Genomic DNA, 23,994 nt, shown 5'->3' on the forward strand with positions numbered 1-23,994 from the left:
TTACGGAGAGACTGCGGCGGGTGGAAGTGAAGTGTCCGGCATGCGGGCTGGTAGATCAGGTCGTCGCGGTGCCGGGAGTCGTGGCGGCGGGGACGACCTACCGGATCGGACGGGTCCGGCTCCCGGGCGAGCGGGAGGTCGCCGACCTGCCCTCACGGGCCGCGCTGGGGGCCTCCAAGCACCAGATGAGCCGCACCCAGCTCGCCGTCTGGCTGTCGTTCCCCAGCCGCCACTACACGCCCTGGACCAGAAACCAGGGCTACGTCCTGCTCGGCGTGGCGGCGTTGCTGCATCTGGTCGTGTCGCTGGTGATCGCGATGGGCAAGTTCTCCGGCTGGGCGGAGGTGCTGCTCGCGCCGTTCTGCCTGACCGGTGTCTTCTGGGGTGTGGGGCTGCTGCTCGTGCTCGGCGCGTACGGGGCGCGCAAACGCGACGTGGCCGAGGGCCCCGCCCGGGAGAAGGCGTACGCCGTCTGGGAGAGCCTCTACTACTGCTCCCGCGACAACGTCGCCTTCGAGCCCGGCGTGGACGTCACCTTCCACCCGCACGAGACGCGCGAGTACATCTTCGGCTTCCGGCGCTCCGGCGGGACCCGCTGATCAGGCGCGCTCCTCGGCCACCAGCCGGACGCACACGGTCAGCCCGAGGATGGCCTGCTCCAGCTCGTCGAGCTCGGGGTAGGTCGGCGCGATCCGGATCACGCGGTCGTCGGGGTCCTTGCCGTACGGGTGCGTGGCCCCGGCGGGCGTGAGCGCGATGCCGGCCGCCTTCGCCCGGGCCACCACCTCGGCGGCGTGCGGCACCTCCAGGCTGATGAAGTAGCCGCCCCGCGGGCTGGTCCAGCTCGCCAGGCCGCCGAGCTCCTTGGCCAGCACCCGGTCGACCAGCTCGAACTTGGGCGCGATCAGCTCGGCGTGCCGGCGCATGTGGGCGGCCACCCCGTCGGCGTCGCCCAGGAACTCGACGTGGCGCAGCTGGTTGATCTTGTCGGGGCCGATCGACTGCTTGCGGGTGTTGGCCAGGAACCACTCCACGTTCGCCGGGGACGAGCCGAAGAACGACACGCCCGCGCCGGCCAGCGTCACCTTGGAGGTGGAGCCGTAGACGAACGTCCGGTCGGGGTTGCCGTGCTCCGCGCAGAGCGCCAGCAGGTCGGCCAGCTCCGCCGGGGTGTCCGTCAGGTGGTGGACGGCGTAGGCGTTGTCCCAGAAGATCCGGAAGTCGGGGGCCGCGGCCGGCATGGCGGCGAGCCTGCGCACGGTCTCGTCGCTGTAGACGATGCCGGACGGGTTGCTGTACTTGGGCACGCACCACATGCCCTTGACCTTCGGGTCGCTCGCGACGAGCCGCTCGACGACGTCCATGTCGGGGCCGTCGGGACCCATCGGCACGGCCACCATCGTGATGCCGAGCTGCTCGCAGATCGTGAAGTGGCGGTCGTAGCCGGGGACCGGGCACAGGAAGGTGATCTCCGGCTCCTCCACCCACCGCCGCTCCGCGCCCGGCAGCTTGCTGAGCAGCGCGTGCACGACGGTGTCGTGCATCAGCGTCAGGCTGGCGTTGCCGCCCACGACGACCTGGGCCGGCGGCACCTGCAGCAGCGGGCCGAACAGCTCACGCAGCTCGGGCAGGCCCTGCAGGTCGCCGTAGTTGCGGGCGTCGGCGCCGCCGGCCGTGCGGTAGGACGACGGCAGCTTGAGCATGGCGTCGGAGAGGTCGAGCTGACGCGGCGACGGCTTCCCCCTGGTGAGGTCGAGCGAGAGCCCGCGCTGGGCGAGGGCGGCGTAGTCACGCGAAGCGGTCACGAAATCTCTCCTCCGATCGGGTTGCCTACGAAGGATAGGAGATCAGGACGCCGGTCACGGTGCCGAGTCCGCCATCCGGGAAGCGGGCGGGGCGGCAATCTTCGGCAAACGGCTTCACGGGACGCGATCTGTGGCGTGGAATGGGTAGATAGGCCACCTCTAACGGAGGGAGCAGCCGTGACCACCGTCCGCGAGACCTCGATCGAACAGATCAGGCGCCGGCGCACCGGGAAGGTCGTGGTGTCCTGGTTGACGACCACGGACCACAAGGTGATCGGTTATCTCTATCTGATCACGTCGTTCGTGTTCTTCCTGATCGGCGGGGTCATGGCCATGGTCATCCGGGCCGAGCTGGTGGCGCCGGGGTTGCAGGTCGTCGACGCCGAGACCTACAACCAGATGTTCACCATGCACGGCACGATCATGCTGCTGCTCTTCGCCACCCCGTTGTTCGCGGGCTTCGCCAACGCGGTCATGCCGCTGCAGATCGGCGCGCCCGACGTGGCCTTCCCCCGGCTCAACATGGTGAGCTACTGGCTGTTCCTGTTCGGCGGGCTGATCGCGGTGAGCGGGTTCTTCACCCCCGGCGGGGCGGCCAGCTTCGGCTGGTTCGGCTACACGCCGCTCTCCTCGGCCACCTACTCGCCGGGCCCCGGCGGCGACCTGTGGATCATGGGTCTGGCCCTGGCGGGTCTGGGCACGATCCTGGGCGCGGTCAACTTCATCACCACCATCATCGGCATGCGGGCGCCCGGCATGGTGATGTTCCGGATGCCGATCTTCACCTGGAACGTGCTGCTGACCAGCATGCTCGTGCTGATGGCCTTCCCCGTGCTGGCCGCCGCGCTGCTGGCGCTGGAGTCGGACCGGCGCTTCGGCACGCACATCTTCGACTCCTCCGCCGGGGGGCCGATGCTGTGGCAGCACCTGTTCTGGTTCTTCGGCCATCCCGAGGTCTACATCATCGCGCTGCCGTTCTTCGGGATCATCACCGAGGTCATCCCGGTGTTCAGCCGCAAGCCGATCTTCGGCTACATCGGGCTGGTCGGCGCGACCATCGCCATCTCGGGCCTGTCGATGACCGTGTGGGCGCACCACATGTTCCCCACCGGCCAGGTGCTGCTGCCGTTCTTCTCGTTCATGACCTTCCTGATCGCGGTGCCGACCGGGGTGAAGTTCTTCAACTGGATCGGCACCATGTGGCGCGGCCATCTCACGTTCGAGTCGCCGATGCTGTTCGCGATCGGGTTCCTCATCACCTTCCTGCTCGGCGGGCTGACGGGGGTGATCCTGGGCTCGCCGCCGCTCGACTTCCACGTCACCGACACCTACTTCGTCGTGGCCCACTTCCACTACGTGGTGTTCGGCACCGTGGTCTTCGCCATGTTCGCCGGGTTCTACTTCTGGTGGCCGAAGATGACCGGCCGGATGCTCGACGACCGGCTCGGCAAGCTGCACTTCTGGACCCTGTTCATCGGCTTCCACACCACGTTCCTGGTACAGCACTGGCTGGGCGCGCTCGGCATGCCGCGCCGCTACGCCGACTACGCCGCCGGTGACGGGTTCACCCTGCTCAACGAGATCTCCTCGGTCGGGGCATTCCTGCTCGGCGCCTCGACGCTGCCGTTCCTCTACAACGTCTGGAAGACGGCCAGGCGGGGGCCGAAGGTCACCGTCGACGACCCCTGGGGCTTCGGCAACTCGCTGGAGTGGGCCACGAGCTGCCCGCCGCCCCGGCACAACTTCTCCTTCATGCCGCCCATCCGCTCCGAGCGTCCCGCCTTCGACCTGCACTATCCCCCCGAGGGCAAGCCGGAGCTGCTGGAGGCCCAGACCGTCGCACGCAAGCGCGCCGAACTCGGTGAAACACCCGACTGACCTTTCCCGTACGAGGTCCCGGTGCTTGGGTTGATGTGACGATCCGCCCATTCAGTCGCCTATCTAAGGAGATCGGCGATGACAGGCACGAAGATCCCCTTTTCCCCCGAGACTGCCCCCTGTGGGAAGAAGTCGGCGGGCGAACGACTCGTCGACGACGACGGTTACGGCCTGGTCATCCGCGACCAGCTCTTCGACTGCGGCTGCCGCAGGATCCGGCACGAGTACCACGACGGCAGCATCCACCTGTCCGCCGTCCGCCATGACGGCAAGCGGGTGAAGGACCCGACCCAGCCCGACCGCGGGAGCTGATCGCATGATCGACGTGCTCATCGTCGGAGGCGGCGGGGCCGGCCTGCGCGCCGCTCTCGCGGTCGCCGAGACCGACCCGGCCCTGACCGTGGCCGTGGTGTCGAAGGTGTACCCGATGCGCAGCCACACGGTCTCCGCCGAAGGCGGGGCCGCCGCGGTGATCGGGGCCGGCGACACCCTCGACGAGCACTGCTACGACACGATCTCCGGCGGCGACTGGCTGTGCGACCAGGACGCGGTCGAGGCGTTCGTGGCCGAGGCGCCCCGGGAGCTCATCCAGCTGGAGCACTGGGGCTGCCCGTGGAGCAGGGAGCCGGACGGGCGGGTCGCCGTGCGCCCGTTCGGCGGCATGAAGCGGATGCGCACCTGGTACGCGGCCGACAAGACCGGGTTCCACCTGCTGCACACGCTCTTCCAGACCACCCTGAAATATCCCGACATAGTGCGATACGACGAGTGGTACGTCACCCAGCTCATCGTTGACGACGGCCGGGTGCACGGCGTGGTCGCCGTCGACATCAGGACCGGCCGGGTCGAGGCGATCGCCGCCAGGACCGTCATCCTGGCCACCGGCGGCTGCGGCCGGGCCTTCCCCTTCACCACGAACGCGGCCATCAAGACCGGCGACGGCATGGCCCTGGCCTACCGGGCGGGGGCGCCGCTGAAGGACATGGAGTTCATCCAGTACCACCCGACCGGGCTGCCGTTCACCGGCATCCTCATCACCGAAGCGGCCAGGGCCGAGGGCGGCTGGCTGATCAACAAGGACGGCTACCGCTACCTCCAGGACTACGACCTGGGCAAGCCCACCCCCGCCCCGAAGCTGCGCAGCATGGAGCTGGGCCCGCGCGACCGGCTCTCCCAGGCGTTCGTGCACGAGCAGCGCAAAGGACGCACCGTCGACACCCCGTACGGGCCCGTCGTCTATCTGGACCTGCGCCACCTCGGCGAGGACAAGATCGACCACCGCATCCCGTTCGTGCGCGAGCTGTGCCGCAGCTACCAGAACCTCGACCCGGCCACCGACCTCATCCCGGTCCGCCCGGTGGTGCACTACATGATGGGCGGCGTGCACACCGACCTCGACGGGGCCACCCCGATCGCGGGTCTGTACGCGGCGGGGGAGACCGCCTGCGTGAGCATCAACGGCGCCAACCGGCTCGGCTCCAACTCGCTGCCGGAGATTCTCGTCTTCGGCCGGCGGGCCGGGATCGCCGCCGCCGGGTTCGCCCGCGCCCACCGCGAGGGCGAGCCGCCCGCGGTGCGCAGCCAGGGCGACGACGAGCGGCGGCGGCTGACCCGCGCCCGCGAGGGCCGCGCGAACGGCGAGCGCATCGCCGGCCTGCGCGAGGAGATGCAGCACACGCTGGAAGGCGCCGCAGGCATCTACCGCGGCGGCGACGTGCTGGCCAAGGCCGCCGACACCCTCGCCGAGCTGTGCGAGCGCGCGCTGGAGGCGCGCGTCGACGACACCAGCACCACCTTCAACACCGAGCTGATCAACCTGCTGGAGCTGCGGGCCATGATCGACGTGGCGCGGACCATCGTGGCCTGCGCGCTCAACCGGCAGGAGTCGCGCGGGGCCCACCAGCGCACCGACTTCCCGGCCAGGGACGACGGCGCCTACCTGGCGCACTCGCTGGTCCACCGCGCCCCCGACGGCACCCCCTCGGTGGGGCTGCTGCCCGTCACCATCACCCGCTGGCCGCCAGGGGAAAGGGTCTACGGCCGTGACTGAGGAGTCGATCCGGTTGGAGGTGGCCCGGTACCGGCCGGGGCAGGACACCGAGCCGGTGTTCGAGTCGTACGAGGTGCCGCTCATGTCCGACTGGGCCGTGCTCGACGGGCTCACCTACGTCAAGGACCGGCTGGACGGCACGCTGTCGTTCCGCTGGTCGTGCCGGATGGGCATCTGCGGCTCGTGCGGCATGACCGTCAACGGCGAGCCCCGGCTGACGTGCGGGACCTTCCTCACCGAGTACGGGGAAGGGCCGGTCAGGATCGAGCCGCTGAAGGGGTTCCCGGTCATCAGGGACCTGGTGGTCGACATCGACGACTTCCTGGCCAAGCTGTCGTCGGTGCGGCCGTGGCTGGTCAGGGAGGGCGAGGAGCTGCCGCTGACCACCGAGTACGCGCAGACCCCGGCCCAGCTCGACGCCTACAAGCAGTACAGCATGTGCATCAACTGCATGCTCTGCTACTCGGCCTGCCCGGTGTACGTGCTCGACCCCGACTTCCTCGGGCCCGCGGCGATCGCGCTGGCGCAGCGCTACAACCTGGACTCGCGCGACATGGGCGACCGGTTCGACGTGCTCGGCCAGGAGGAGGCCGTCTGGGGGTGCACGTTCGTCGGCGAGTGCACGAACGCCTGCCCCAAGCACGTGGATCCCGCGGAGGCCATCCAGCGCTACAAGCTGACCGCCGCGCTCCGCTCGGTGCTGCCGTGGAGCCGGCGATGACCGAGACCTACGTCCGCGGCCGGGACCGGCTCTGGTTCGCCCGCTCCCGGCGCTACACGCTCTTCGTGCTCCGCGAGCTGACCAGCGTGTTCGTCGCCTGGACGGTCGCCTTCCTGCTCATGATGATCGCCGCGCTGGCCGGCGGCGGGTACGACGACTTCGTCGCGCTCGCCGGGCAGCCGTGGATGATCGCGATCAACGTGGTGGCGCTGGCCGCGACCGGCTTCCACGCGCTCACGTTCCTCAACCTCGCGCCGAAGGCCACCGTGGTGCGGCTCGACGGCTGGCGGGTGCCGGCCTGGATGATCCAGGGCGGCAATCACTCGGCCTGGCTGCTGGTCTCCGCCGTCGTCGCGTACGTCGTGCTGAGGTCGCCGTGAGACGGCGGGCGGAGGCCTACCTGTGGCTGCTGTTCAGCGGCGGCGGCGTGGCCGCGGCGCTGCTGCTGCCGGTGCTCGTGCTGCTGTTCGGCGTGCTCATGCCGCTCGGCGTGCTCGACTGGCCGTCGGCCGCGCGCCTGTCCGCGCTGCTCGACCCGGTGCTCGTGCGGGTGGTGCTGGTGGCGGTGCTGACGCTCTGCCTCTTCCACGCCGCGCACCGGATCCGCCACACCAGCGAGGAACTGCTGGGTCTGGCGCGATTCGATATACCGATCGCCCTCCTCTGCTACGGCGGCGCCTTGGGAGGTGGCTTGACGGCGGCGTTATTGCTGTGGTGAATGTCCTTGTTTCGTGACATTTCAACGCGCGTCTTTACGCCCTGTTTATCCGGGGTCTACCGTCCGGCTGTGCAACCCTCCGGCCATCGGCCCGGTGACCCCGGGCAGAAGGGGTACTTGGTGCCTAGAAAGACGCGCCTGTTAGTCGCGATCCCGGCAGTAGCCATGCTCGGCGCCGCTCTGGTGGTGCCCAGCGCGCAAGCGTCCTCCGTGGCGCGCTACGAGCCGGGTCCGTCCGACTACTACATCAACTACGCCCCGCCCCGCGACGAGGCCACGCCCGAGGATCCGGGCGTGCCGGGCAGCAACAAGCGCTCACGGTCCCGGGCGCGCGAGATCGACCAGAAGTTCAGCATGGGCAACCCGGCGGCGGCCCGGGTGCTCGCCGCCCGCGAGCAGGAGGCCCTGCGGACCGGTCGCAACCCCGCCGACTTCATCTTCAAGAAGTCCAAGCAGACCAGGACCGCCAAGCTGCTGACGCTGCTGGTCGAGTTCAACGAGAACGCCAACGACGACTTCTCCGGGTTCAACCGGCTGCGGACCGTCGACAGCGCGCCCGACGACTGCCTCGTCGAGCCGCCCGGCACCCTCAAGAACGGCCCGCTGCACAACAAGATCCCGGACCCGGCCACGCTGCCGCAGAAGGACAACAACTCCTTCTGGGTCAAGGACTTCAGCCCCGAGCACTTCAACAAGATGCTCTACACCGACAAGGGCATCACCGAGCGCGTCCGCAAGGACCTCAAGGACCCGCGCGACGGCAAGCCCGGCATCGACATCTCCGGCTTCACGCTGAAGAAGATGTACGAGGAGATGTCCAAGGGCGCCTACTCCGTCACCGGCTCCGCCGTCGGCTGGATCAAGGCCCCGCACTCCGAGGCGTGGTACGGCGCGGCGGCCTGCGGCGGCCCCGTCCAGGACATGTCCGGCCACCCGGACAACCCGCTCGGCGCCGGCCAGCTCGCCATCGACGCCGTCGACGTGCTGGCCCAGACCCAGCCCGACTTCCCGTGGGCCGACTACGACCTCGAGGACGTCTCCGACGCCGACGGCGACGGCAACTTCGCCGAGCCCGACGGCGTGATCGACCACCTCGTGCTGGTCCACGCCGGCAAGGACAAGTCCTCCGACGGCGGCGCCGAGGGTACCTACGCCATCTGGGCGCACTCCAGCGCGGTCGCCGGCGGCTACCAGGTGCCCGGCACCGACATGAAGATCTCCAACTACATCGTGCAGCCCGAGGACTCCGGCGTCGGCGTCTTCGCCCACGAGTACGGCCACGACCTCGGCCTGCCCGACCTGTACGACACCTCCGGCGCGGGCAGCTCCGCGGTGGACTTCTGGGACCTGATGTCCAGCGGCTCACACTCCGGCCCGATCTTCCAGTCGATGCCCACCCACATGGGACTGTGGGACAAGTGGGTGCTCGGCTGGGCCAACCCGAAGGTGTTCGACCCGGGTGACCGGCAGAGCCTCGTCACCGTCGGCCAGGCGTCCCGCACGCCCAAGCTCACCCAGGACGGCGTCCGGGTGAACCTCGCCTCCGAGCCGCTCAAGATGGTCGACCCGCACAGCGGGAGCAACGCCTGGTGGTCCGGCATGGACCAGGAGTGGGCCAACATCTCGGTGAGCCGCGACGTCCCGGTGCCCGCGGGCTCCGACGTGCGGTTCTGGATGTGGAACAACTACGAGATCGAGTCCGACTGGGACTTCGGCTTCGTCGAGGTGTCCACCGACGGCGGCCAGACCTGGGCCCAGCAGAAGGTCTTCGACGAGGCCGGCAACGAGATCACCACGCCGGACGACTACCCGGACCCGAACAAGAACCTCGCCACCTTCGGCAACAAGAAGTACGGCATCACCGGCGACACCAACGGCTGGCGGCACGACTACGTCAACCTGACCCCGTTCGCCGGCCAGACGATCAAGCTGCGGCTGGTGTACAACACCGACGCGGCCTTCACGCCGCGCGGCTGGCACGCCGACGACTTCCAGCTCACCAGCGACGGCACCGCCGTGTGGAGCGACGACGTCGAGAGCGGCGAGAACGGCTGGCGGGCCGTCGGCGGCACGTTCACCAACACCAGCGGCCAGGGCTGGACGATCAACAACGGCGAGCGTGAGATCCAGCGGTTCTACCTCGCCGAGTGGCGCAACTTCGACGGGTTCGACAAGGGCCTGCAGTACGCCTACGACACCAACTACTCGCGTGACGGCGCGTGGAAGGTGGAGAAGGTCAAGTACAACGCGCCCGGCCTGCTGGTCTGGTACCGCGACTCGACCTACACCAACAACGTGCTGGTGAACAACCTGGAGGCGCTGCCGAGCATCGGCTCCAAGGGCACCCTGCTGCTCGTCGACTCCCACTTCGACCCGCTGCGCCGCACCGGCACCGCGGCCGAGAAGGACCCGACCAGGCACAAGAACATGGAAGGCCGCACCCAGACCTCCAACGCGGCGTTCTCGTTCAAGAACACCTACCCGCTCAAGGAGTGCCTGGAGGCGCCGGACGAGCCGTTCAGCGAGTACTGCACGCAGATCGGCGCGCTCAAGGGCGTCAAGGAGTTCACCGACGCCAAGACCTGGTACCCCGGCCTGGAACTCCAGGACGGCGGCCTGTTCTACCGGGACTTCGACGCCTCCACGGTGGTCCCCTCCAAGGGCGACCAGCCGTACAGCACCCGCGTGGTGAACGTGGACGGCACCCCCGCCACCGAGCTCTACGGCACCGACATCGGCGGCGGGCACGTGCTCGGCTCCGGCAACCCCGGTGACGAGGGCAAGGCGCTCGGCGTGAAGATCAAGCTGGTCACGCCGCTCCCCGGCGACCTGGCCGCCATCATCCAGGTGACCCCGCCGAAGAAGTGATCACCAAGGGCCGCCGGGACCCCCGGCGGCCCTTCCCGGCGGCGGCGGATGCGGGCGTGGGCGGCGCCGGGTGCGCCTACGATTGATGACCATGAGCGAACTGCGCACCAAGGCCGAGCACACCGCCGCGATCCTCAAGGATCGCCGCGTGGCAGTGGTGATCAACACTCGCTCGCGCCGTGGCCGCCGCCACTTCTTCGAAGTGATCGAGCAGCTCCACAAGACAGGCTTCGAGCCCCTCGCCGAGATCGGCGTCTACAACCCGAAGCGGCTGCGCGAGCTGCTCGACACGGCCCTGGCGACGGGGCCCGACCTGCTGATCGTCGGCGGCGGCGACGGCACGCTCTCCTCCGCCGTACGTCACGTCGCCCACCGCGACGTGGCGCTCGGCGTGCTGCCGCTGGGCACGACCAACAACTTCGCCCGCAGCCTCGGGCTGCCGCTCGACCTCGCGGGCGCGATCCGGGTGTTCGCCACCGGCAAGGTGGCCGACATCGACCTCGGCATGGCCGACGACCGGCCGTTCGCCAACCTGGCCAGCTTCGGGGTGTCGGTGGAGGTGGCCGGCAAGGTCAAGCCGTGGCTGAAGCGGTGGGTGGGCCGGCCCGCCTACCCGCTGACCGCGCTCACGATCCTGCCGGGCCACCGCCCGTTCCGCGCCTACATCACGGTCGACGGCCAGCGCCACGAGCTCCTCACCCACCAGCTCAACATCGCCAACGGCCGCTTCCACGGCGGCTGGCAGGTGGCCCGCGACATCAGCATCGACAACGGCATGCTCGTCGCCTACCAGCTCGGCTCCGGCAAGAAGCTGCGCCTGCTCGTCGAGACCCTGGCCCGCGCCACCACCGGCCGGTGGCGCAGCCTCGCGGGCGGGCCGTTCGTGACCGGGCGGGAGATGCTGCTGGAGACCGATCCGCCGATGGCCGCCGACGTCGACGGCGAGGTCCGGCTGCGCACCCCGATCAGGCTCCGCGTGGTGCCCAACGGCGTCCGCGTCATGGTCCCCGCCGACTTCGAGGACCGCTGACCTTCCGCCGCCTTCGTCAGCCGTCTTCGCCGAGCCGGCGGTAGGCGGCCATGATCGGGGCGGCGAGGTCGGCGGGCGGCGGGAAGAGGCGCGGCAGCAGGTCCGGGGCCGCCGGACGGCGCTCCGGCGGGTGCGCGCCGCCGCCCGGCGCGTAGAAGTCCGACAGCCGCTCGGCGAACGGCACGTCGGCCACCTCCGGGACCCCGGCGGCGGGCCGGGCGGCGAGCGAGCCCAGCAGCTCCGCCCGCCCCCGCCCGCGCCACGCCAGCACCAGGAACGGGTCCTCGTCGAACGACTCCGCCAGCAGGTAGAGCACCGCCGACACGTGCTTGCACGGGAACCCCCAGTCGGGGCAGGAGCAGTCCATGTCCAGGTCGCGCGGGAACAGGTCGACGCCGAGCGCGGCGAACAACTCCTCGATCTCCTCCGGCATCTCCCCGGCCAGCAGCTTGGCGCGGTAGACCGCCTGCTCCGCGATCGCCCGCTCCAGGCGGGCCCAGCGCTCCTCGCCGAACGCCTCGATCGCGATCGTCACCTCGTACGGGACGCGCCGCGAACCCTGCACGGACGCCGACACCAGGCCCGGCGACAGGTCGATCGACAGCACCTGCCCGGCCCTGGCGTAGCCGCGCCCGCGCGACAGGCGGCCCCGGTCGCAGATCCGCTCCAGGATGTCGATGAACCGCCTGGACCACCACGCCGAGCCGATCGCGCCACGCCTGGACCGGGCGCGGATGCCGCCCTCCACCCGGATCGGGCTGCCGTACTCCATCTCACACCACCGCCTCGGACGTCAGCCGGAACACCTCGCGCAGCTCCCGCGTCGACAGGTCGGCCAGCCAGTCCTCGCCGGCGCCCACCACCCGCTCGGCCAGCGCCTTCTTGCGCTCGATCAGCTCGTCCACGCGCTCCTCCAGCGTGCCCGCGCAGATCAGCTTGCGCACCTGGACGTTCTTGCGCTGGCCGATGCGGAAGGCGCGGTCGGTCGCCTGGTCCTCGACCGCCGGGTTCCACCAGCGGTCGACGTGCACCACGTGGCTCGCGGCGGTCAGGTTGAGCCCCACGCCCGCGGCCTTGAGCGACAGCAGGAACAGCATCGGCTCGTCGTCGCCCTGGAAGCGGTCCACCAGCCGGTCGCGGGCCTTCTTCGGCAGCCCGCCGTGCAGCCAGAGCACCGGCCGGCCCAGCCGCCGCTCCAGATGGGGCTGCAGCATCGCGCCGAACTCGGCGTACTGGGTGAACAGCAGCGCCTTCTCGCCCTCGGCCAGGATCTCCTCGGTGAGCTGCTCCAGCCGCTGCAGCTTGCCCGACCGGCCCGCCAGCCGGGAACCGTCCTTGAGCAGGTGGGCCGGGTGGTTGCAGACCTGCTTGAGCTTGGCCATGGTGGCCAGCACCAGCCCGCGCCGCTCGATGCCCTCACTGCCGTCGATCTTGCTCAGCATGTCGTCCACGACCGCCTGGTAGAGCGACGCCTGCTCGGTGGTGAGCGGGCACCACTCCTTGATCTCCAGCTTCTCCGGCAGGTCCGTGATCACCGACTTGTCGGTCTTGACGCGCCGCAGCACGAACGGCCCCGTCGCCCGTCTGAGCGCCTCCGCCGCCTGCTCGTCCTGCCGCGCCTCGATCGGCTCCTGGAACCGCTCCCTGAACCCGGCCCGCGTCCCCAGCAGCCCCGGGTTGGCGAACTCCATGATCGACCAGAGTTCGGCCAGGTGGTTCTCCACCGGGGTGCCGGTCAGCGCCAGCCGGTGCGCGGCCGGGATCGCCCGGACCGCCCTGGCCTGGAGGGTGCCGCTGTTCTTGATCGCCTGCGCCTCGTCGCACACCACCCGCCGCCAGCTCACCTCGCGCAGCGCCGCCAGATCCCGCTGCGCCGTGCCGTACGTGGTCAGGACGAGATCGGCGCCGGCGATCAGCGCGGGGTCGCGGCCCGGCCCGTGATAGGTGCAGACCTGCAGGCCGGGCGCGAACCTGGCCGCCTCCCGCTGCCAGTTGCCCAGCAGCGACATCGGGCACACCAGCAGCGTCGGCCCCCGCCCCTCGTGCACCAGCAGCGCCAGCGTGGTGATCGTCTTGCCCAGCCCCATGTCGTCGGCGAGGACCCCGCCCAGCCCCAGCTCCGACAGGAAGCTCAGCCAGGCCAGCCCGCGCTCCTGGTAGGGGCGGAGCACGGCGTCGATGCCCGCCGGCGTCGCCATCGGCCGCAGCCGGCGCTCCGTGTCGCCCGACAGCAGATCGCCCAGCACCCCGTCGGCGTCCACCTCCAGCAGCGGCAGCTCACCGTCGCCGCGGATCACTTGGCGCAGCAGCTCGGCCGCCGGGACCGCGCCGGTCCGCTCGCCGCCGACCACCCGCAGCGCGGCCGCCAGCTGCCGCTCGTCCAGCTCCACCCACCGGCCGCGCACCCGCACCAGCGGCACCTTCAGCCGGGCCAGCTCCGCCAGCTCCTCCTCGCCGATCGTCTCCCCGGCCACGGCCAGGTCGACCCGGAAGTCCACCAGATCACGCAGCCCGAGCCCCTGTCCGGCGACCGCGCCCGGCCCCCGGCTCCGGCTCGTCACCTTCAACCCCAGCCGGTTCCGCCCCGCCCAGCGGGGGAGCAGCACCCCGAACCCGGCAGCCTGCAACAGCGGCGCCGCCTCCTTCAGGAAGCCGAACGCGCCCGCGGTGTCGAGCACCAGCTCGTCCGGCTCGGCCACCCGCAACGCCCGCTCCAGCTCGGGATACAACCGCACGGCCCGACCCAGCCCGGCCAGCAGCTCCCGCTCCGCCGCCCCGGCCACCGACTCCCCGCCCCACACCTTGGCGGCCGGCACGTACAGACTCGGATCCTCCACCCCCTGCAACGCCACCTCCACCCGCCACTCCCGGACCTCATCCGGTTCGTCGCGGAGCTCGCGGTCCGCGGGGCGGTGGCCGTCCGCGTCCGGGCCGGTCGGCTCCAGCGCGTCCGTGACGTCCGGTTCGATCAGGCGGAAGCACACCCGTACGGAGCCCTCGGCGCTCAGCACCGCGTCACGCCAGCGGGTCAGCTCCTCCCGCAGACCAGGATCATCCGGGCACGCACCGTCGGGACCGGACAGCGCCCCCGCCCACCGCTCCCGCGCCGTCACGGCCCGCCCGCCGGTCGGCTCCGTCAAGGCTGCGCGGACGAGCGCGTCGGTGAAGGCTTCGAGCGCCTCCAGCAACACCTCGCCGGAGGACTGTTCCGCCGCGCCGGTGCGGCAGGCGGGCGGCATGGCCAGGGCCAGTTCCTCGAAGTACGTCGCGTCGCCCCGGGTGATGACCGGCTCCCACACCGCGCGGCAGGCCCGCTGCGGGTCGGCGGGCGTCCCTGCCGGACCCGGGGAGGGCGCCAGCTGAGGAATCACCCGGCCGCGCCGTACGAGATCGCGGGCGAACCCGGCGACGGCGGCCCAGTGGCGTACGGTGGCGCTGCCGTCGTAACCGCCTGCCACCCGCAGCGTCTCGGCGACGGACGGCACCACGGCAGGCACCCGCCACCCGCGCAGCCGAGGCCGTGACACCGCCGACTGCCGCCCGGTCTCGGGCGAGGGCACCGGCTCCTTGGCCGTCCCCGGCAGCAGCAACGTCAGCTCCCGCGCATCCGCCTCATCGAGCCCCAGCTCCTCCACCAGCGCGGGCACCGGTGCGGCGAACGGATGCGCGTCACGCCCGCCCGCCGCCCGCACAGGCTGCTCAGCCCAGAAGGCGACCCCATCACCCGCCCAGACCCCGTGTACGACCAGCACCTCGGCAGGCTACCGCCCCCCACGGCCACCGGGCCCACCCCCGGCCCACCCGCCCCTTACCGGCCTTGTCGAGCGGCGGGTCTCACACCCCAGAGGGCCGGCCGCACCCGCGAGTGGCGGACACGCAGGGCGTACGGATCCCGGCGGGCCTCCGGCGGGCAGGGGCGCGGCCGGGCCGTGCAGCCTCACAGCCCCGGCGGGCCGCCCGACCCCGGTGGCTGATTGCCGTAGGCCGAAGGGAGGAGGGGTGGGTGGGTCCGGGGACGGAGGCGCGGGCGGGTGGGGCTGGGTTAGCGTCCGGGGCATGGATGACACCGGCACCCTGGAAGAAGCGTTCGAGCGGCTGCACCGCACCGGCCCCGAGTTCGACGGCTGGCTGAGCAATCATGGCCCGATGGCGGTGGAGTCGATGGTCAGGCGGGGGCAGGCCCGCGTGGTGCACCGCTGGCTCGACGCGTACACCGCCCGGCTGGAGGAGGCGCCCGCCGGCAGCCGCGCGATCGGGGATGACTGGCGTGAGGCGCTGGGCGACGCGCGGCGGCTCGGCGACTGGCTGCGGCACTTCGAGCGGGAGACGGCGGAGCGGCCGTGGCGGGAGGTGCTGGGGGAGTGGTGGCCCCGGTTGCTGCCCGGCATCGCCGCAGGCGCGACCCATGGGGTGATCCGCACCGGTCACGCGGTGCACGCCCTGCTGGAGTCGGTGGACGGGCCGCGGCTCGCCGAGTTGGGGCAGGCGCTCGGGTACTGGGCGGCGCGCTGGCAGCCGATGGCCGGGGCGGTCCGGCCGTCCGGCACGGCGGGCCCGTCGGGTGCGCTGGCCGGGGTGCCGCGGGTGCCCGACCAGAGCCTGGGCATCAACCACCGGCTCGACCAGCTCGCGGGCACGGATGGCTGGGAGTCGTCGGTCACCGCGCTCGCTCCGGCGGCGACCGCCGACGAGGCCCGGGACCGGCTGGCCGCGCTGGCCGACGCCGCCACGCTGCGCTACCTCACGCACGCGCACGGCTCACCCGTCATGCTGATCCATGCGGCGACCGCCCCGACGGCGGTGCTCCGTACCCTGCCCGCCCTGCCCTCCGCCCTCTGGGCGCCGAGCCTCGACGCGGCGTGGGCCGCCGCCGCCGCGGTGACGGCCGCGTACGGACCGGCGGGGGCCGCGGACCGGCGGGAACTGCCTGCGGCGCCGGAGGAGGCGCGTGAGGTGTTCGAGCGGGCCGTCGCCCACGGCGACGAGCACGTGATCAAGCTCGCCGACACGGCGCTGGACGTGTACGAGCGCACCGCCGACCCGGACGCCCTCGCGGCGGTCGTACGCGCGTCCACCTCCATCGAGCCGTTGAAAGTGAAAGCGTGATGCCCGGTTGTAGACTGAAAGCATGAATCCTCCCGGATCGTGGTGCGAGCGACCGAAGCCGCAGGCTCCCTCGTGCGAGCTTCCCTCTCCGTGGAGCAAGCCGAAGCGGCCCGACAACTGGTGCGAGGCTCCTCAGTCGCCCGTCGTGAAGGTCGTCGACTTCCTGCTGCGCGCCGCCAAGCGCTGATACCCCTGCCCCCGCGCGGCCCCCGAGGGGTCGCGCGGCCTCGCGCTGCCCGGAATCGCCGCTGATCACCTGCCTGATAGGGCGTGATAGAAGGCGGAATGGGTGGGTAGGCGCACTCCTCGACGGAGGAGGCGACGTCGTGAACGACACTCAGAAACTAGTGAGCGACCTGTCCGAGCAGGTCTCCCGGCTCGTCAGGGACGAGCTCAGGCTTGCCAAGCTCGAACTCACGCGGAAGGGCAAGCGTGCCGGTCTCGGCGCCGGAGTCGTCGGCGCGGCGGGCATCGTCGGGCTCTTCGGCGGCGCTGTGCTCGTGACCGCCATCGTGCTGCTCCTCGCGCTGGTCATGCCGGCGTGGCTGGCGGCCGCGATCGTGGCCGTGGTGCTGCTCGCCGCGGCGGCGGTGCTGGGCATGGCCGGCAAGAAGCAGGTCCAGAAGGCCACGCCGCCCGTCCCCGAGGAGACGATCGCGAGCGTCAAGGCCGACATCGACGCGGTGAAGGAGGGAGCACACCGATGAGCGAGACGAACCCGGGTTACTCCGACGACCTGCCAGCGGGAGAGGTGGGATCCCGCAGGGCCACGGTCGGCACCCCCACCGACCCCGAATCCATCAACGTGCCGCCCACCCGCCCGGGCGCGGCCGAGAACGCGCACGAGGCGGAGGCCCGCCGCGAGGCGCACGAGACGTTCGTCCCCGAGGCCCCGGAGCCCGACGACCGCACGGACGCGGTGCGTTCACGGTCCGTCGAGGAGGAGTCGCTGAGCGGCACAAGCGGCGGCGGCACAAGCGGCACAGGCGGCACGTCGGCCGGCACGGGGCGTTCCCCCGAGAACACCACTCCCTACCAGACCGGGGCGGCCACCACCGGGATGCCCGTCACCGGCCACCCGGGCCACCGGCGCGAGCCGGACGGGGGCGAGGACGAGGAGGAACAGGTCCGGGCCAGCATCAGGGAGACCCGGCGTGAGCTCGGCGAGACGGTGAGCGCGCTGGCCCACAAGGCGGACGTGAAGAGCCGCGCGGCCGACGCGGCCGTGGCCGCCAAGGAGCGGGCCGGCACCATGGCCGCGAGCGCCACCGCCAAGGCCAGGGCCGCGGCGAGCGAGATGACCGGCACGGCCAAGGCCAAGGCGAGCGAGATGACCGGCACGGCCAAGGCCAAGGCGAGCGAGATGACCGGCACGGCCAAGGCCAAGGCGAGCGAGATGACCGGCACGGCCGGTGAGCTGCGGGCCAAGGCCTACGAGGCCGCGCCCGGGCAGGGCGCCAAGCGGCCGGTGATGCTGGTCGCGGTGGCCGGCGCGGTCGTCGCGGTGCTCGTGCGCCGGGCCAGGAGACGTCGCCGGGCGGCCACCTCCTGGCGGGCGAAGTGGAGCCGTCGGGCCTGATGTGAACGCGACCCCCGAGAATCCCACCGACCTGACAGGCAAGTCCTGGTGGCGCGTCGTCAAGCGCACCGCCGTGGAGTTCCAGCGTGACCGCGTCCCGGACCTGGCCGCATCGCTCACCTACTACGCGGTGCTGTCGATCTTCCCGGCGCTGATCGTGCTCGTATCGCTGCTCGGCTTCTTCGGCCAGCAGAACGCGAGCGCGCTCTTCGGGAACGTGGTCACGCTGGCCCCCGCGGAGGTCCGTGACCTGCTGACCGAGGGCCTGCAGGGCGTCCAGGAGGCCAACCGGCCCGGCCTGGCCGCCATCATCGGCCTGGCGGTCGCGCTGTGGTCGTCGTCCGGCTACATCGCGGCCTTCATCAGGGCGTGCAACCAGATCTACGACATCGAGGAGGGCCGCCCGTTCTACAAGCTCACCCCGCTCCGCCTCGGGCTCACCGTCATGCTGATGGTCCTGATGGCCGCCGCCGCGGTCGCGGTCACCCTGACCGGCTCGCTCTCCCGCGTCGTGGGCGACATGCTGGGCCTCGGCGACACCGCGGTGACCGTCTGGAACATCGCCAAGTGGCCGGTGCTGGGGCTGATCGCGGTGGGTCTGATCATGGTGCTGTACTGGGCGTCGCCGAACGTGCGTCAGCCCGGGGTGCGCTGGCTGACACCCGGCGGGCTGCTGGCGGTCGTCCTGTGGCTGATCGTCTCGACCGGTTTCGCCGTGTACGTGGCCAACTTCGGGTCCTACAACAAGACGTACGGGACGCTGGCGACGGTCGTGGTCTTCCTGATCTGGCTGTGGCTGTCGAACATGGCGCTGCTGTTCGGCGCGGAGCTCGACGCCGAGCTGATGCGGGAGCGCCGGGTGGCCGAGGGCAAACCCGCCGAGCAGGAACCGTACGCGATCCCCAGGGATCCGCCGAAGCCCGATTCGCTGCCGGGGTGAGGACCGGGCCGGAGGAGGCGACCCCGGCGGTGACCGTGGAGTAGGGTTCGCCGGTGAGCACCGACCTGTTCTGCGAGATCATCGCCGGGGAGCGGTCCGCCACCCTGGTCCACGAGGACGAGGTGGCCGTCTCGTTCCTCGACACCCGCCCGGTCTTCAAGGGCCACGTGCTCGTGGTGCCGCGGACGCACGTCGAGACGCTGACCGACCTCGCCGACGTCGGCCCGTTCTTCGACCGGGTGCGCGCCATGGCCCGCGCGGTCGAGGACGGCCTCGGCGCGGGCGGCACGTTCGTGGCGATGAACAACCGCGTCAGCCAGAGCGTCCCTCACCTGCACGTGCACGTCGTCCCGCGCAACCCGAAGGACGGCCTGCGCGGCTTCTTCTGGCCGCGCACCAAGTACGCCTCCCCCGAGGAGGCGCAGGACTACGCCGGCCGCGTCGCCGGCGCGCTCGCCGCGGGGTGAGCCGTGGAGCTCCTGGTCGGCATCGCGGTCGTGGCGGCGATCGTCGCCGTGCCCGCGTTCGTGCTCTGGCGGGTCATGCGCGGCCGGCGCGATCTGGGCACCAGCCCGGCCGAGCGCGCCACGTTCGAGACTCTGCACACCGCCTCGCTCGCGGGGCCGCCGCTGCGCGCCGGGCTGACCGCCGACGGCGCCGAGCGGGCCTCGCGCCACCTGCGCCGGCTGCTCGGCTCGCCCGCGCTGGCGATCACCGACGGCGAGCGGCTGCTGGTGTACGACGGCGAGGGCGAGCATCACGCGGAGGAGGCGTTCGAGCACGCCAGGGCGACGCTCCAGGACGGCCGCACCCAGGTGCTCAGCGTCTCCTGCGACCTGCTCGAATGCCCCGTCAGGCAGGCCGTGGTGGTGCCGCTGACCACCGACGACCGGGTGGTCGGCGCGCTCGCCGCCTACGGCCAGCATGCCTCCGCCGGCCTGGTCCGCGCCGCCCAGGAGGTGGCGGGCTGGGTGGACTCCCAGCTGGAGCTGGCCGAGCTGGACCGCTCGCGCACGCTGCTGATGGAGGCCGAGGTGCGGGCGCTGCGCGCGCAGATCTCCCCGCACTTCATCTACAACTCGCTCACCACGATCGCCTCGTTCGTCCGCACCGACCCGGAGCGGGCCAGGGAGCTGCTGCTGGAGTTCGCCGACTTCACCCGCTACTCCTTCCGCAGGCACGGCGAGTTCACCACGCTCGCCGAGGAGCTGCGCTCCATCGACCGCTACCTGATCCTGGAGCGCGCCCGCTTCGGCGACCAGCTCCAGGTGACGTTGCGCATCGCGCCGGAGGTGCTGCCGGTCGCGGTGCCGTTCCTGTGCCTGCAGCCGCTCGTCGAGAACGCCGTCAGGCACGGCCTGGAGAGCAAGGACGGCGTCGGCCGCATCGCGATCATGGCCGAGGACGCCGGCGCCGAGTGCCGCATCAGCGTCGAGGACGACGGGCTCGGCATGGACCCCGACAGGCTGCGGCGCATTCTCGCAGGTGAGATCGCTCCAGCGGGCGGCGTCGGGCTGGCCAACGTGGACGAACGGCTGCGTCAGGTGTACGGCGACGAGTACGGGCTCGTGGTCGAGACGGGACGCGGAGCGGGCACGAAGGTCAACGTCAGGTTGCCGAAATATCACCCAGGCGTCTCAGCCCGTTGACCTGGATCTTTGTTGTCGGTTTTATCACTGTACATGGCGCAACTTCGGGTCCTCGCGGTGGACGACGAACTTCCGGCCCTGGAGGACCTCTCCTACCTCCTCCGCGCCGACCCGCGCATCGGCGAGGTGGCCACCGCGCGCGACGGGGCGGCGGCGCTGCGCCTGCTGGACCGGGCCATCGCCGAAGGCCGGCCGATCGACGCCGTCTTCCTCGACATCAGGATGCGCGGCCTCGACGGGGTGGTGCTGGGCCGGCTGCTGTCCCAGTTCGCCAATCCGCCCAGGGTGGTGTTCGTGACCGCGTACGAGGAGCACGCCGTCGACGCGTTCGAGATCAAGGCCGAGGACTACCTGCTCAAACCCGTGCGGCCGGAACGGCTGGCCGAGGCGATCAGGCGGGTGGCGGTCTCGGCCGACGTGCCCGTCGACAGCGGCGAGACCGACACGATCCCGGTCGAGCTGGGCGGCGTGACCCGGTTCGTGTCCAGCGCCGACGTCATCTACGTGGAGGCGCACGGCGACTACGCCCGCCTGCACACCGCCACCGGCAGCCACCTCGTGCGCATCCCGCTGGCCACGCTGGAGGAGCGGTGGGCGGCGGCCGGGTTCATCCGGGTGCACCGCAGCCACCTGGTGGCGGTCAAGCACATCGTGGAGCTGCACATCGACTCCGGCAGGTGCACGGTCCGGGTCGGCGACACCGAGATCCCCGTCAGCCGCCGCCACACCCGGGAGCTGCGCGACCTGCTCGTCCGCCGCGCCAGGCGCAACAGGCCGGAATGAGCCGCCCACCGGATGGGGAGATCCTAGTGAGCCACTGCCCCAGGAGAACTCAGTGAGCCCTGAACCCCGTCACGGCCGCCGGGTCGCGGTCACCAGCCCGCGCACCGCCGCCGCGCGCCGGCCCCGCTATCCGGCGACCCGGGAGATCGACGAGCAGACGCATCTCGGCGAGGTCTACATGCGCTCGCTGCTGCGCACCCAGTTCCGGCTGGCCATGTTCGTCTGCACCGTGCTGGCCTGCCTGGTGTTCGGGCTGCCGCTGCTGTTCCTGCTCATCCCCGACCTGACCGAGGTGCACGTGCTCGGCGTGCCCCTGCCGTGGGCCGTGCTGGCGGGGCTGATCTACCCCGCCTTCGTCATCGGTGCCTGGCTGTACGTGCGCCAGGCCGAACGGAACGAACGCCACTTCGCCGACCTGGTCGACCGTTCATGAGCCTGGCCGCCGTCGTCATCGTCGTGGTGGCGACCGTGCTCATCGGCGCGTTCGGCATCCGCGTCTCCCGCACGACCTCCGACTTCTACGTCGCCTCCCGCACGGTCAGCCCGCTGTGGAACGCCTCCGCGATCGGCGGCGAGTACCTGTCGGCGGCCTCGTTCCTGGGCGTCGCGGGGCTCATCCTGGCGTACGGCATCGACATGCTCTGGCTGCCGGTCGGCTGGACCGGCGGCTACCTGGTGCTGCTCGTGCTGGTGTCGGCGCCGCTGCGCCGGTCCGGCGCGTACACGCTGCCCGACTTCGCCGAGGCCCGGCTGGAGTCCATGGCGGTGCGGCGCACCGCCAGCGTGCTCGTCGTGCTCATCGGCTGGCTCTACCTCATGCCGCAGTTCCAGAGCGCGGGCCTGGTGCTGCGGACCATCACCGGCGCGCCGGTGTGGGCGGGCGGGCTGCTCGTCGCGGGCGTGGTGGTGCTCAACGTGCTGTCGGGCGGCATGCGCTCCATCACGTTCGTGCAGGCGTTCCAGTACTGGCTGAAGCTGACCGCGCTGGCCGTGCCGGTGGTGTTCCTGCTGCTCGCCTGGAAGTCCGACGGGGCGCCCGCGCTGAGCGCCGAGGACGCCCAGGTGTGGCTCACCCCGCTGGGCGGGTCGCGGGAGTACGAGGTCTACTCGACGTACTCGCTCATCCTGGCCACGTTCCTGGGCACGATGGGGCTGCCGCACGTGCTCGTCCGCTTCTACACCAACCCCGACGGGCGGGCCGCCCGCCGCACCACGCTCGTCGTGCTGTCGCTGCTCGGCGCGTTCTACCTGCTGCCCGCCCTGTACGGGTGGCTCGGCAGGCTGTACGCCCCCGACCTGATCCGCACGGACACCGTGGTGCTGACGCTGCCCGCCCGGATGATCGGAGGCACGCTCGGCGACCTGCTGACGGCGCTGGTGACCGCCGGGGCGTTCGCCGCGTTCCTGTCCACCTCCTCCGGGCTGACCGTCTCCGTGGCCGGGGTGATCGCGCAGGACCTGCTCAAGGGCGGCGTGCGCTCGTTCCGGATCGCCACCCTGATGGCGGTCGCGGTGCCGCTGGCGCTGGCCCTGTGGGCGCGGGCGCTGCCGGTGGCCGACGTGGTCGGGCTGGCGTTCGCGGTGGCCGCCTCGTCCTTCTGCCCGCTGCTGGTGCTGGGCATCTGGTGGCGCAAGCTCTCCACGACCGGCGCGCTGGCGGGACTCTACGCGGGCGGCGGGCTGGCCTGCCTGTCCGTGCTCGTCACCATCACCGGCGGCCCGTACGACGGCATGCTGGGAGCGCTGCTGGCCCAGCCCGCGGCGTGGACGGTGCCCATCGCGTTCCTGGTGATGGCGGTGGTCTCGTTCGTCACCCAGCACCGCGTGCCCCGCGGCGTGGCCACGATCATGGTCCGCCTGCACACCCCGGAGAACCTCGACCTCGACCGCGGCGACTGGCGCCCCCGCTCCTCCTGACGAGTGGGTTCTAGGCTTGCCCGCATGCTGATCCGTCCCAGAGACCCCGCGGACCTGGATGCCTGCGTCGAGGCGCTCGCGCAGGTCCATGACGCCGACCGCTATCCGGCGAACTGGCCGGACGACCCCCCGGGGCTGGCTGAGCCCCGCCGATCTGATGTCAGCCTGGATCGCCACCCGGGCCGGCGCGGTGCTGGGCCACGTCGGTCTCACCAGGGACGGTGAGGTCACGCGTCTGTTCGTGACCCCGGCGGCGCGTGGGCGCGGCCTGGCCGCCGGACTGCTCGGCTCCGTCCGCGCCGCCGTGCGCGGGCCGCTCAAGCTGGAGGTCTCCGCCGAAGACGAGGCGGCCATCGCGTTCTACGAGCATTCGGGCTGGCGCAGGGTGAGCAGCAGCCGCGCCGGCTGGATCGATGCCGCCGGTGAGCCCGCGCTGCTTCACCACTACGTGAGCCCGTAGCGCCAAGCTCCGAAGAATTTCTCCGCGGCGGTGTCGAATGGCGTCGGACCCGTTCGTAGCCAAGGTGAGAGGCCAGAGTGAGAGGCCAGAGTGAGAGGCCGCTCACCTGAAGACCCGCCGAGGAGTTCGACATGACGAAATATCTGCTCGCCGTCCAGTACGACGAGACCGCGCCGCCGCTGCCCGACGAGGAGATGCGGGCGCAGATGGCCCGGACGGACGCGGTCACCGACGAGATGCGGGCCGCCGGGTGCTGGGTGTTCGTGGGCGGCCTGCAGCCCTCGCACGCGACCACGGTCGTACGTCCTGAGGCCGGCACGACGACGATGACCGACGGCCCTTTCGCCGAGACGAAGGAGCAGCTCGGCGGGTTCTGGGTGATCCGGTGCGACGACCTCGACCAGGCGCTGGCCTGGGCGCGGAAGTGCGTGCTGGCCTGCGGGTCCCCGGTCGAGGTGCGTCCGTTCACGGACGCCCTGTGGGGATGAGC

The 23,994-nt window shown here is 71.4% G+C and carries 24 protein-coding genes; 21 read left to right on the forward strand and 3 right to left on the reverse strand.

The window, feature by feature from the left end; genetic code table 11:
• The first annotated feature begins 20 nt into the window (after window positions 1–20).
• A complete protein-coding gene (locus ACGFI7_RS09300) occupies window positions 21–599 on the forward strand; it encodes a hypothetical protein (protein WP_393401273.1) in 579 nt (192 codons plus the stop codon).
• Here the strand turns inward: ACGFI7_RS09300 and ACGFI7_RS09305 are convergent, their stop codons facing one another.
• Complete coding sequence (locus ACGFI7_RS09305; protein ID WP_393401275.1) at window positions 600–1,805, reverse strand: aminotransferase class I/II-fold pyridoxal phosphate-dependent enzyme; 1,206 nt, start codon at window positions 1,803–1,805, stop codon at window positions 600–602.
• 177 nt (window positions 1,806–1,982) lie between these two features.
• Between ACGFI7_RS09305 and ctaD the strand changes: the two genes are divergently transcribed.
• The 8 genes from ctaD to ACGFI7_RS09345 all read left to right on the forward strand — a co-directional run bounded on the left by ctaD (window position 1,983) and on the right by ACGFI7_RS09345 (window position 11,070).
• Entirely contained in the window at window positions 1,983–3,683 is a 1,701-nt protein-coding gene (gene ctaD / locus ACGFI7_RS09310) for a cytochrome c oxidase subunit I (protein WP_393401278.1), read from the forward strand.
• Window positions 3,684–3,761: 78 nt separating this feature from the next.
• Window positions 3,762–3,995, forward strand: a complete 234-nt coding sequence (locus ACGFI7_RS09315) for a hypothetical protein (protein WP_393401280.1) — start codon at window positions 3,762–3,764, stop codon at window positions 3,993–3,995.
• 4 nt (window positions 3,996–3,999) lie between these two features.
• Window positions 4,000–5,733 (forward strand): fumarate reductase (quinol) flavoprotein subunit, encoded by a 1,734-nt coding sequence (frdA, locus tag ACGFI7_RS09320; protein WP_393401282.1) that lies wholly within the window; start codon window positions 4,000–4,002, stop codon window positions 5,731–5,733.
• Window positions 5,726–6,454 carry a succinate dehydrogenase iron-sulfur subunit gene (sdhB, locus tag ACGFI7_RS09325; RefSeq protein WP_393401284.1) on the forward strand — a complete coding sequence of 243 codons (729 nt, stop codon included), beginning with the start codon at window positions 5,726–5,728 and terminating at the stop codon, window positions 6,452–6,454. The genes frdA and sdhB overlap by 8 nt, the downstream gene beginning before the upstream one ends.
• Window positions 6,451–6,834 (forward strand): hypothetical protein, encoded by a 384-nt coding sequence (locus tag ACGFI7_RS09330; protein ID WP_393401286.1) that lies wholly within the window; start codon window positions 6,451–6,453, stop codon window positions 6,832–6,834. Before sdhB ends, ACGFI7_RS09330 begins: the two co-directional genes overlap by 4 nt.
• Window positions 6,831–7,172 carry a fumarate reductase subunit FrdD gene (gene frdD, locus ACGFI7_RS09335; RefSeq protein WP_393401289.1) on the forward strand — a complete coding sequence of 114 codons (342 nt, stop codon included), beginning with the start codon at window positions 6,831–6,833 and terminating at the stop codon, window positions 7,170–7,172. The genes ACGFI7_RS09330 and frdD overlap by 4 nt, the downstream gene beginning before the upstream one ends.
• 120 nt (window positions 7,173–7,292) lie before the next feature.
• Complete coding sequence (locus tag ACGFI7_RS09340) at window positions 7,293–10,040, forward strand: immune inhibitor A domain-containing protein (RefSeq protein ID WP_393401292.1); 2,748 nt, start codon at window positions 7,293–7,295, stop codon at window positions 10,038–10,040.
• A gap of 91 nt (window positions 10,041–10,131) precedes the next feature.
• A complete protein-coding gene (locus tag ACGFI7_RS09345; protein ID WP_393401294.1) occupies window positions 10,132–11,070 on the forward strand; it encodes a diacylglycerol/lipid kinase family protein in 939 nt (312 codons plus the stop codon).
• Between the two features lie 16 nt (window positions 11,071–11,086).
• On the opposite strand, the gene ACGFI7_RS09350 is transcribed toward ACGFI7_RS09345, so the two are convergent.
• Both ACGFI7_RS09350 and ACGFI7_RS09355 read right to left on the reverse strand, forming a co-directional pair.
• Window positions 11,087–11,842 carry an SWIM zinc finger family protein gene (locus tag ACGFI7_RS09350; RefSeq protein WP_393401297.1) on the reverse strand — a complete coding sequence of 252 codons (756 nt, stop codon included), beginning with the start codon at window positions 11,840–11,842 and terminating at the stop codon, window positions 11,087–11,089.
• 1 nt (window position 11,843) lies between these two features.
• Entirely contained in the window at window positions 11,844–14,822 is a 2,979-nt protein-coding gene (locus ACGFI7_RS09355) for a DEAD/DEAH box helicase (RefSeq protein ID WP_393401300.1), read from the reverse strand.
• Between the two features lie 304 nt (window positions 14,823–15,126).
• On the opposite strand from ACGFI7_RS09355, the gene ACGFI7_RS09360 reads away from it, so the two are divergent.
• The 12 genes from ACGFI7_RS09360 to ACGFI7_RS09415 all read left to right on the forward strand — a co-directional run bounded on the left by ACGFI7_RS09360 (window position 15,127) and on the right by ACGFI7_RS09415 (window position 23,992).
• On the forward strand, window positions 15,127–16,176 hold the full coding sequence (locus tag ACGFI7_RS09360) for a questin oxidase family protein (RefSeq protein WP_393401302.1): 1,050 nt from the start codon (window positions 15,127–15,129) through the stop codon (window positions 16,174–16,176).
• Window positions 16,177–16,198: 22 nt separating this feature from the next.
• On the forward strand, window positions 16,199–16,363 hold the full coding sequence (locus ACGFI7_RS09365; RefSeq protein ID WP_393401305.1) for a hypothetical protein: 165 nt from the start codon (window positions 16,199–16,201) through the stop codon (window positions 16,361–16,363).
• A 139-nt stretch (window positions 16,364–16,502) separates the two neighbouring features.
• Window positions 16,503–16,883, forward strand: a complete 381-nt coding sequence (locus ACGFI7_RS09370) for a phage holin family protein (protein ID WP_393401307.1) — start codon at window positions 16,503–16,505, stop codon at window positions 16,881–16,883.
• Window positions 16,880–17,755: a DUF3618 domain-containing protein gene (locus tag ACGFI7_RS09375; protein ID WP_393401310.1), complete on the forward strand. Its 876-nt coding sequence runs from the start codon at window positions 16,880–16,882 to the stop codon at window positions 17,753–17,755. Before ACGFI7_RS09370 ends, ACGFI7_RS09375 begins: the two co-directional genes overlap by 4 nt.
• A gap of 1 nt (window position 17,756) precedes the next feature.
• Window positions 17,757–18,695: a YihY/virulence factor BrkB family protein gene (locus ACGFI7_RS09380; protein WP_393401312.1), complete on the forward strand. Its 939-nt coding sequence runs from the start codon at window positions 17,757–17,759 to the stop codon at window positions 18,693–18,695.
• A 53-nt stretch (window positions 18,696–18,748) separates the two neighbouring features.
• Entirely contained in the window at window positions 18,749–19,162 is a 414-nt protein-coding gene (locus tag ACGFI7_RS09385; protein WP_393401315.1) for an HIT family protein, read from the forward strand.
• A 3-nt stretch (window positions 19,163–19,165) separates the two neighbouring features.
• Window positions 19,166–20,344: a sensor histidine kinase gene (locus tag ACGFI7_RS09390; RefSeq protein WP_393401318.1), complete on the forward strand. Its 1,179-nt coding sequence runs from the start codon at window positions 19,166–19,168 to the stop codon at window positions 20,342–20,344.
• A gap of 33 nt (window positions 20,345–20,377) precedes the next feature.
• On the forward strand, window positions 20,378–21,127 hold the full coding sequence (locus ACGFI7_RS09395) for a LytR/AlgR family response regulator transcription factor (RefSeq protein ID WP_393401320.1): 750 nt from the start codon (window positions 20,378–20,380) through the stop codon (window positions 21,125–21,127).
• A 52-nt stretch (window positions 21,128–21,179) separates the two neighbouring features.
• Window positions 21,180–21,560, forward strand: coding sequence for a hypothetical protein (locus ACGFI7_RS09400; protein ID WP_393401323.1), 381 nt, complete (start codon window positions 21,180–21,182; stop codon window positions 21,558–21,560).
• The gene (locus ACGFI7_RS09405) at window positions 21,557–23,044 is read left to right on the forward strand and encodes a cation acetate symporter (RefSeq protein ID WP_393401325.1); all 1,488 of its coding nucleotides are present in this window, start codon (window positions 21,557–21,559) and stop codon (window positions 23,042–23,044) included. The genes ACGFI7_RS09400 and ACGFI7_RS09405 overlap by 4 nt, the downstream gene beginning before the upstream one ends.
• 157 nt (window positions 23,045–23,201) lie before the next feature.
• Window positions 23,202–23,504, forward strand: a complete 303-nt coding sequence (locus ACGFI7_RS09410; RefSeq protein WP_393401328.1) for a GNAT family N-acetyltransferase — start codon at window positions 23,202–23,204, stop codon at window positions 23,502–23,504.
• A 131-nt stretch (window positions 23,505–23,635) separates the two neighbouring features.
• The gene (locus ACGFI7_RS09415) at window positions 23,636–23,992 is read left to right on the forward strand and encodes a YciI family protein (protein ID WP_393401330.1); all 357 of its coding nucleotides are present in this window, start codon (window positions 23,636–23,638) and stop codon (window positions 23,990–23,992) included.
• Window positions 23,993–23,994: the final 2 nt, after the last annotated feature.

Source organism: Nonomuraea sp. NPDC048826, assembly GCF_043198225.1.
GTDB lineage: Bacteria > Actinomycetota > Actinomycetes > Streptosporangiales > Streptosporangiaceae > Nonomuraea.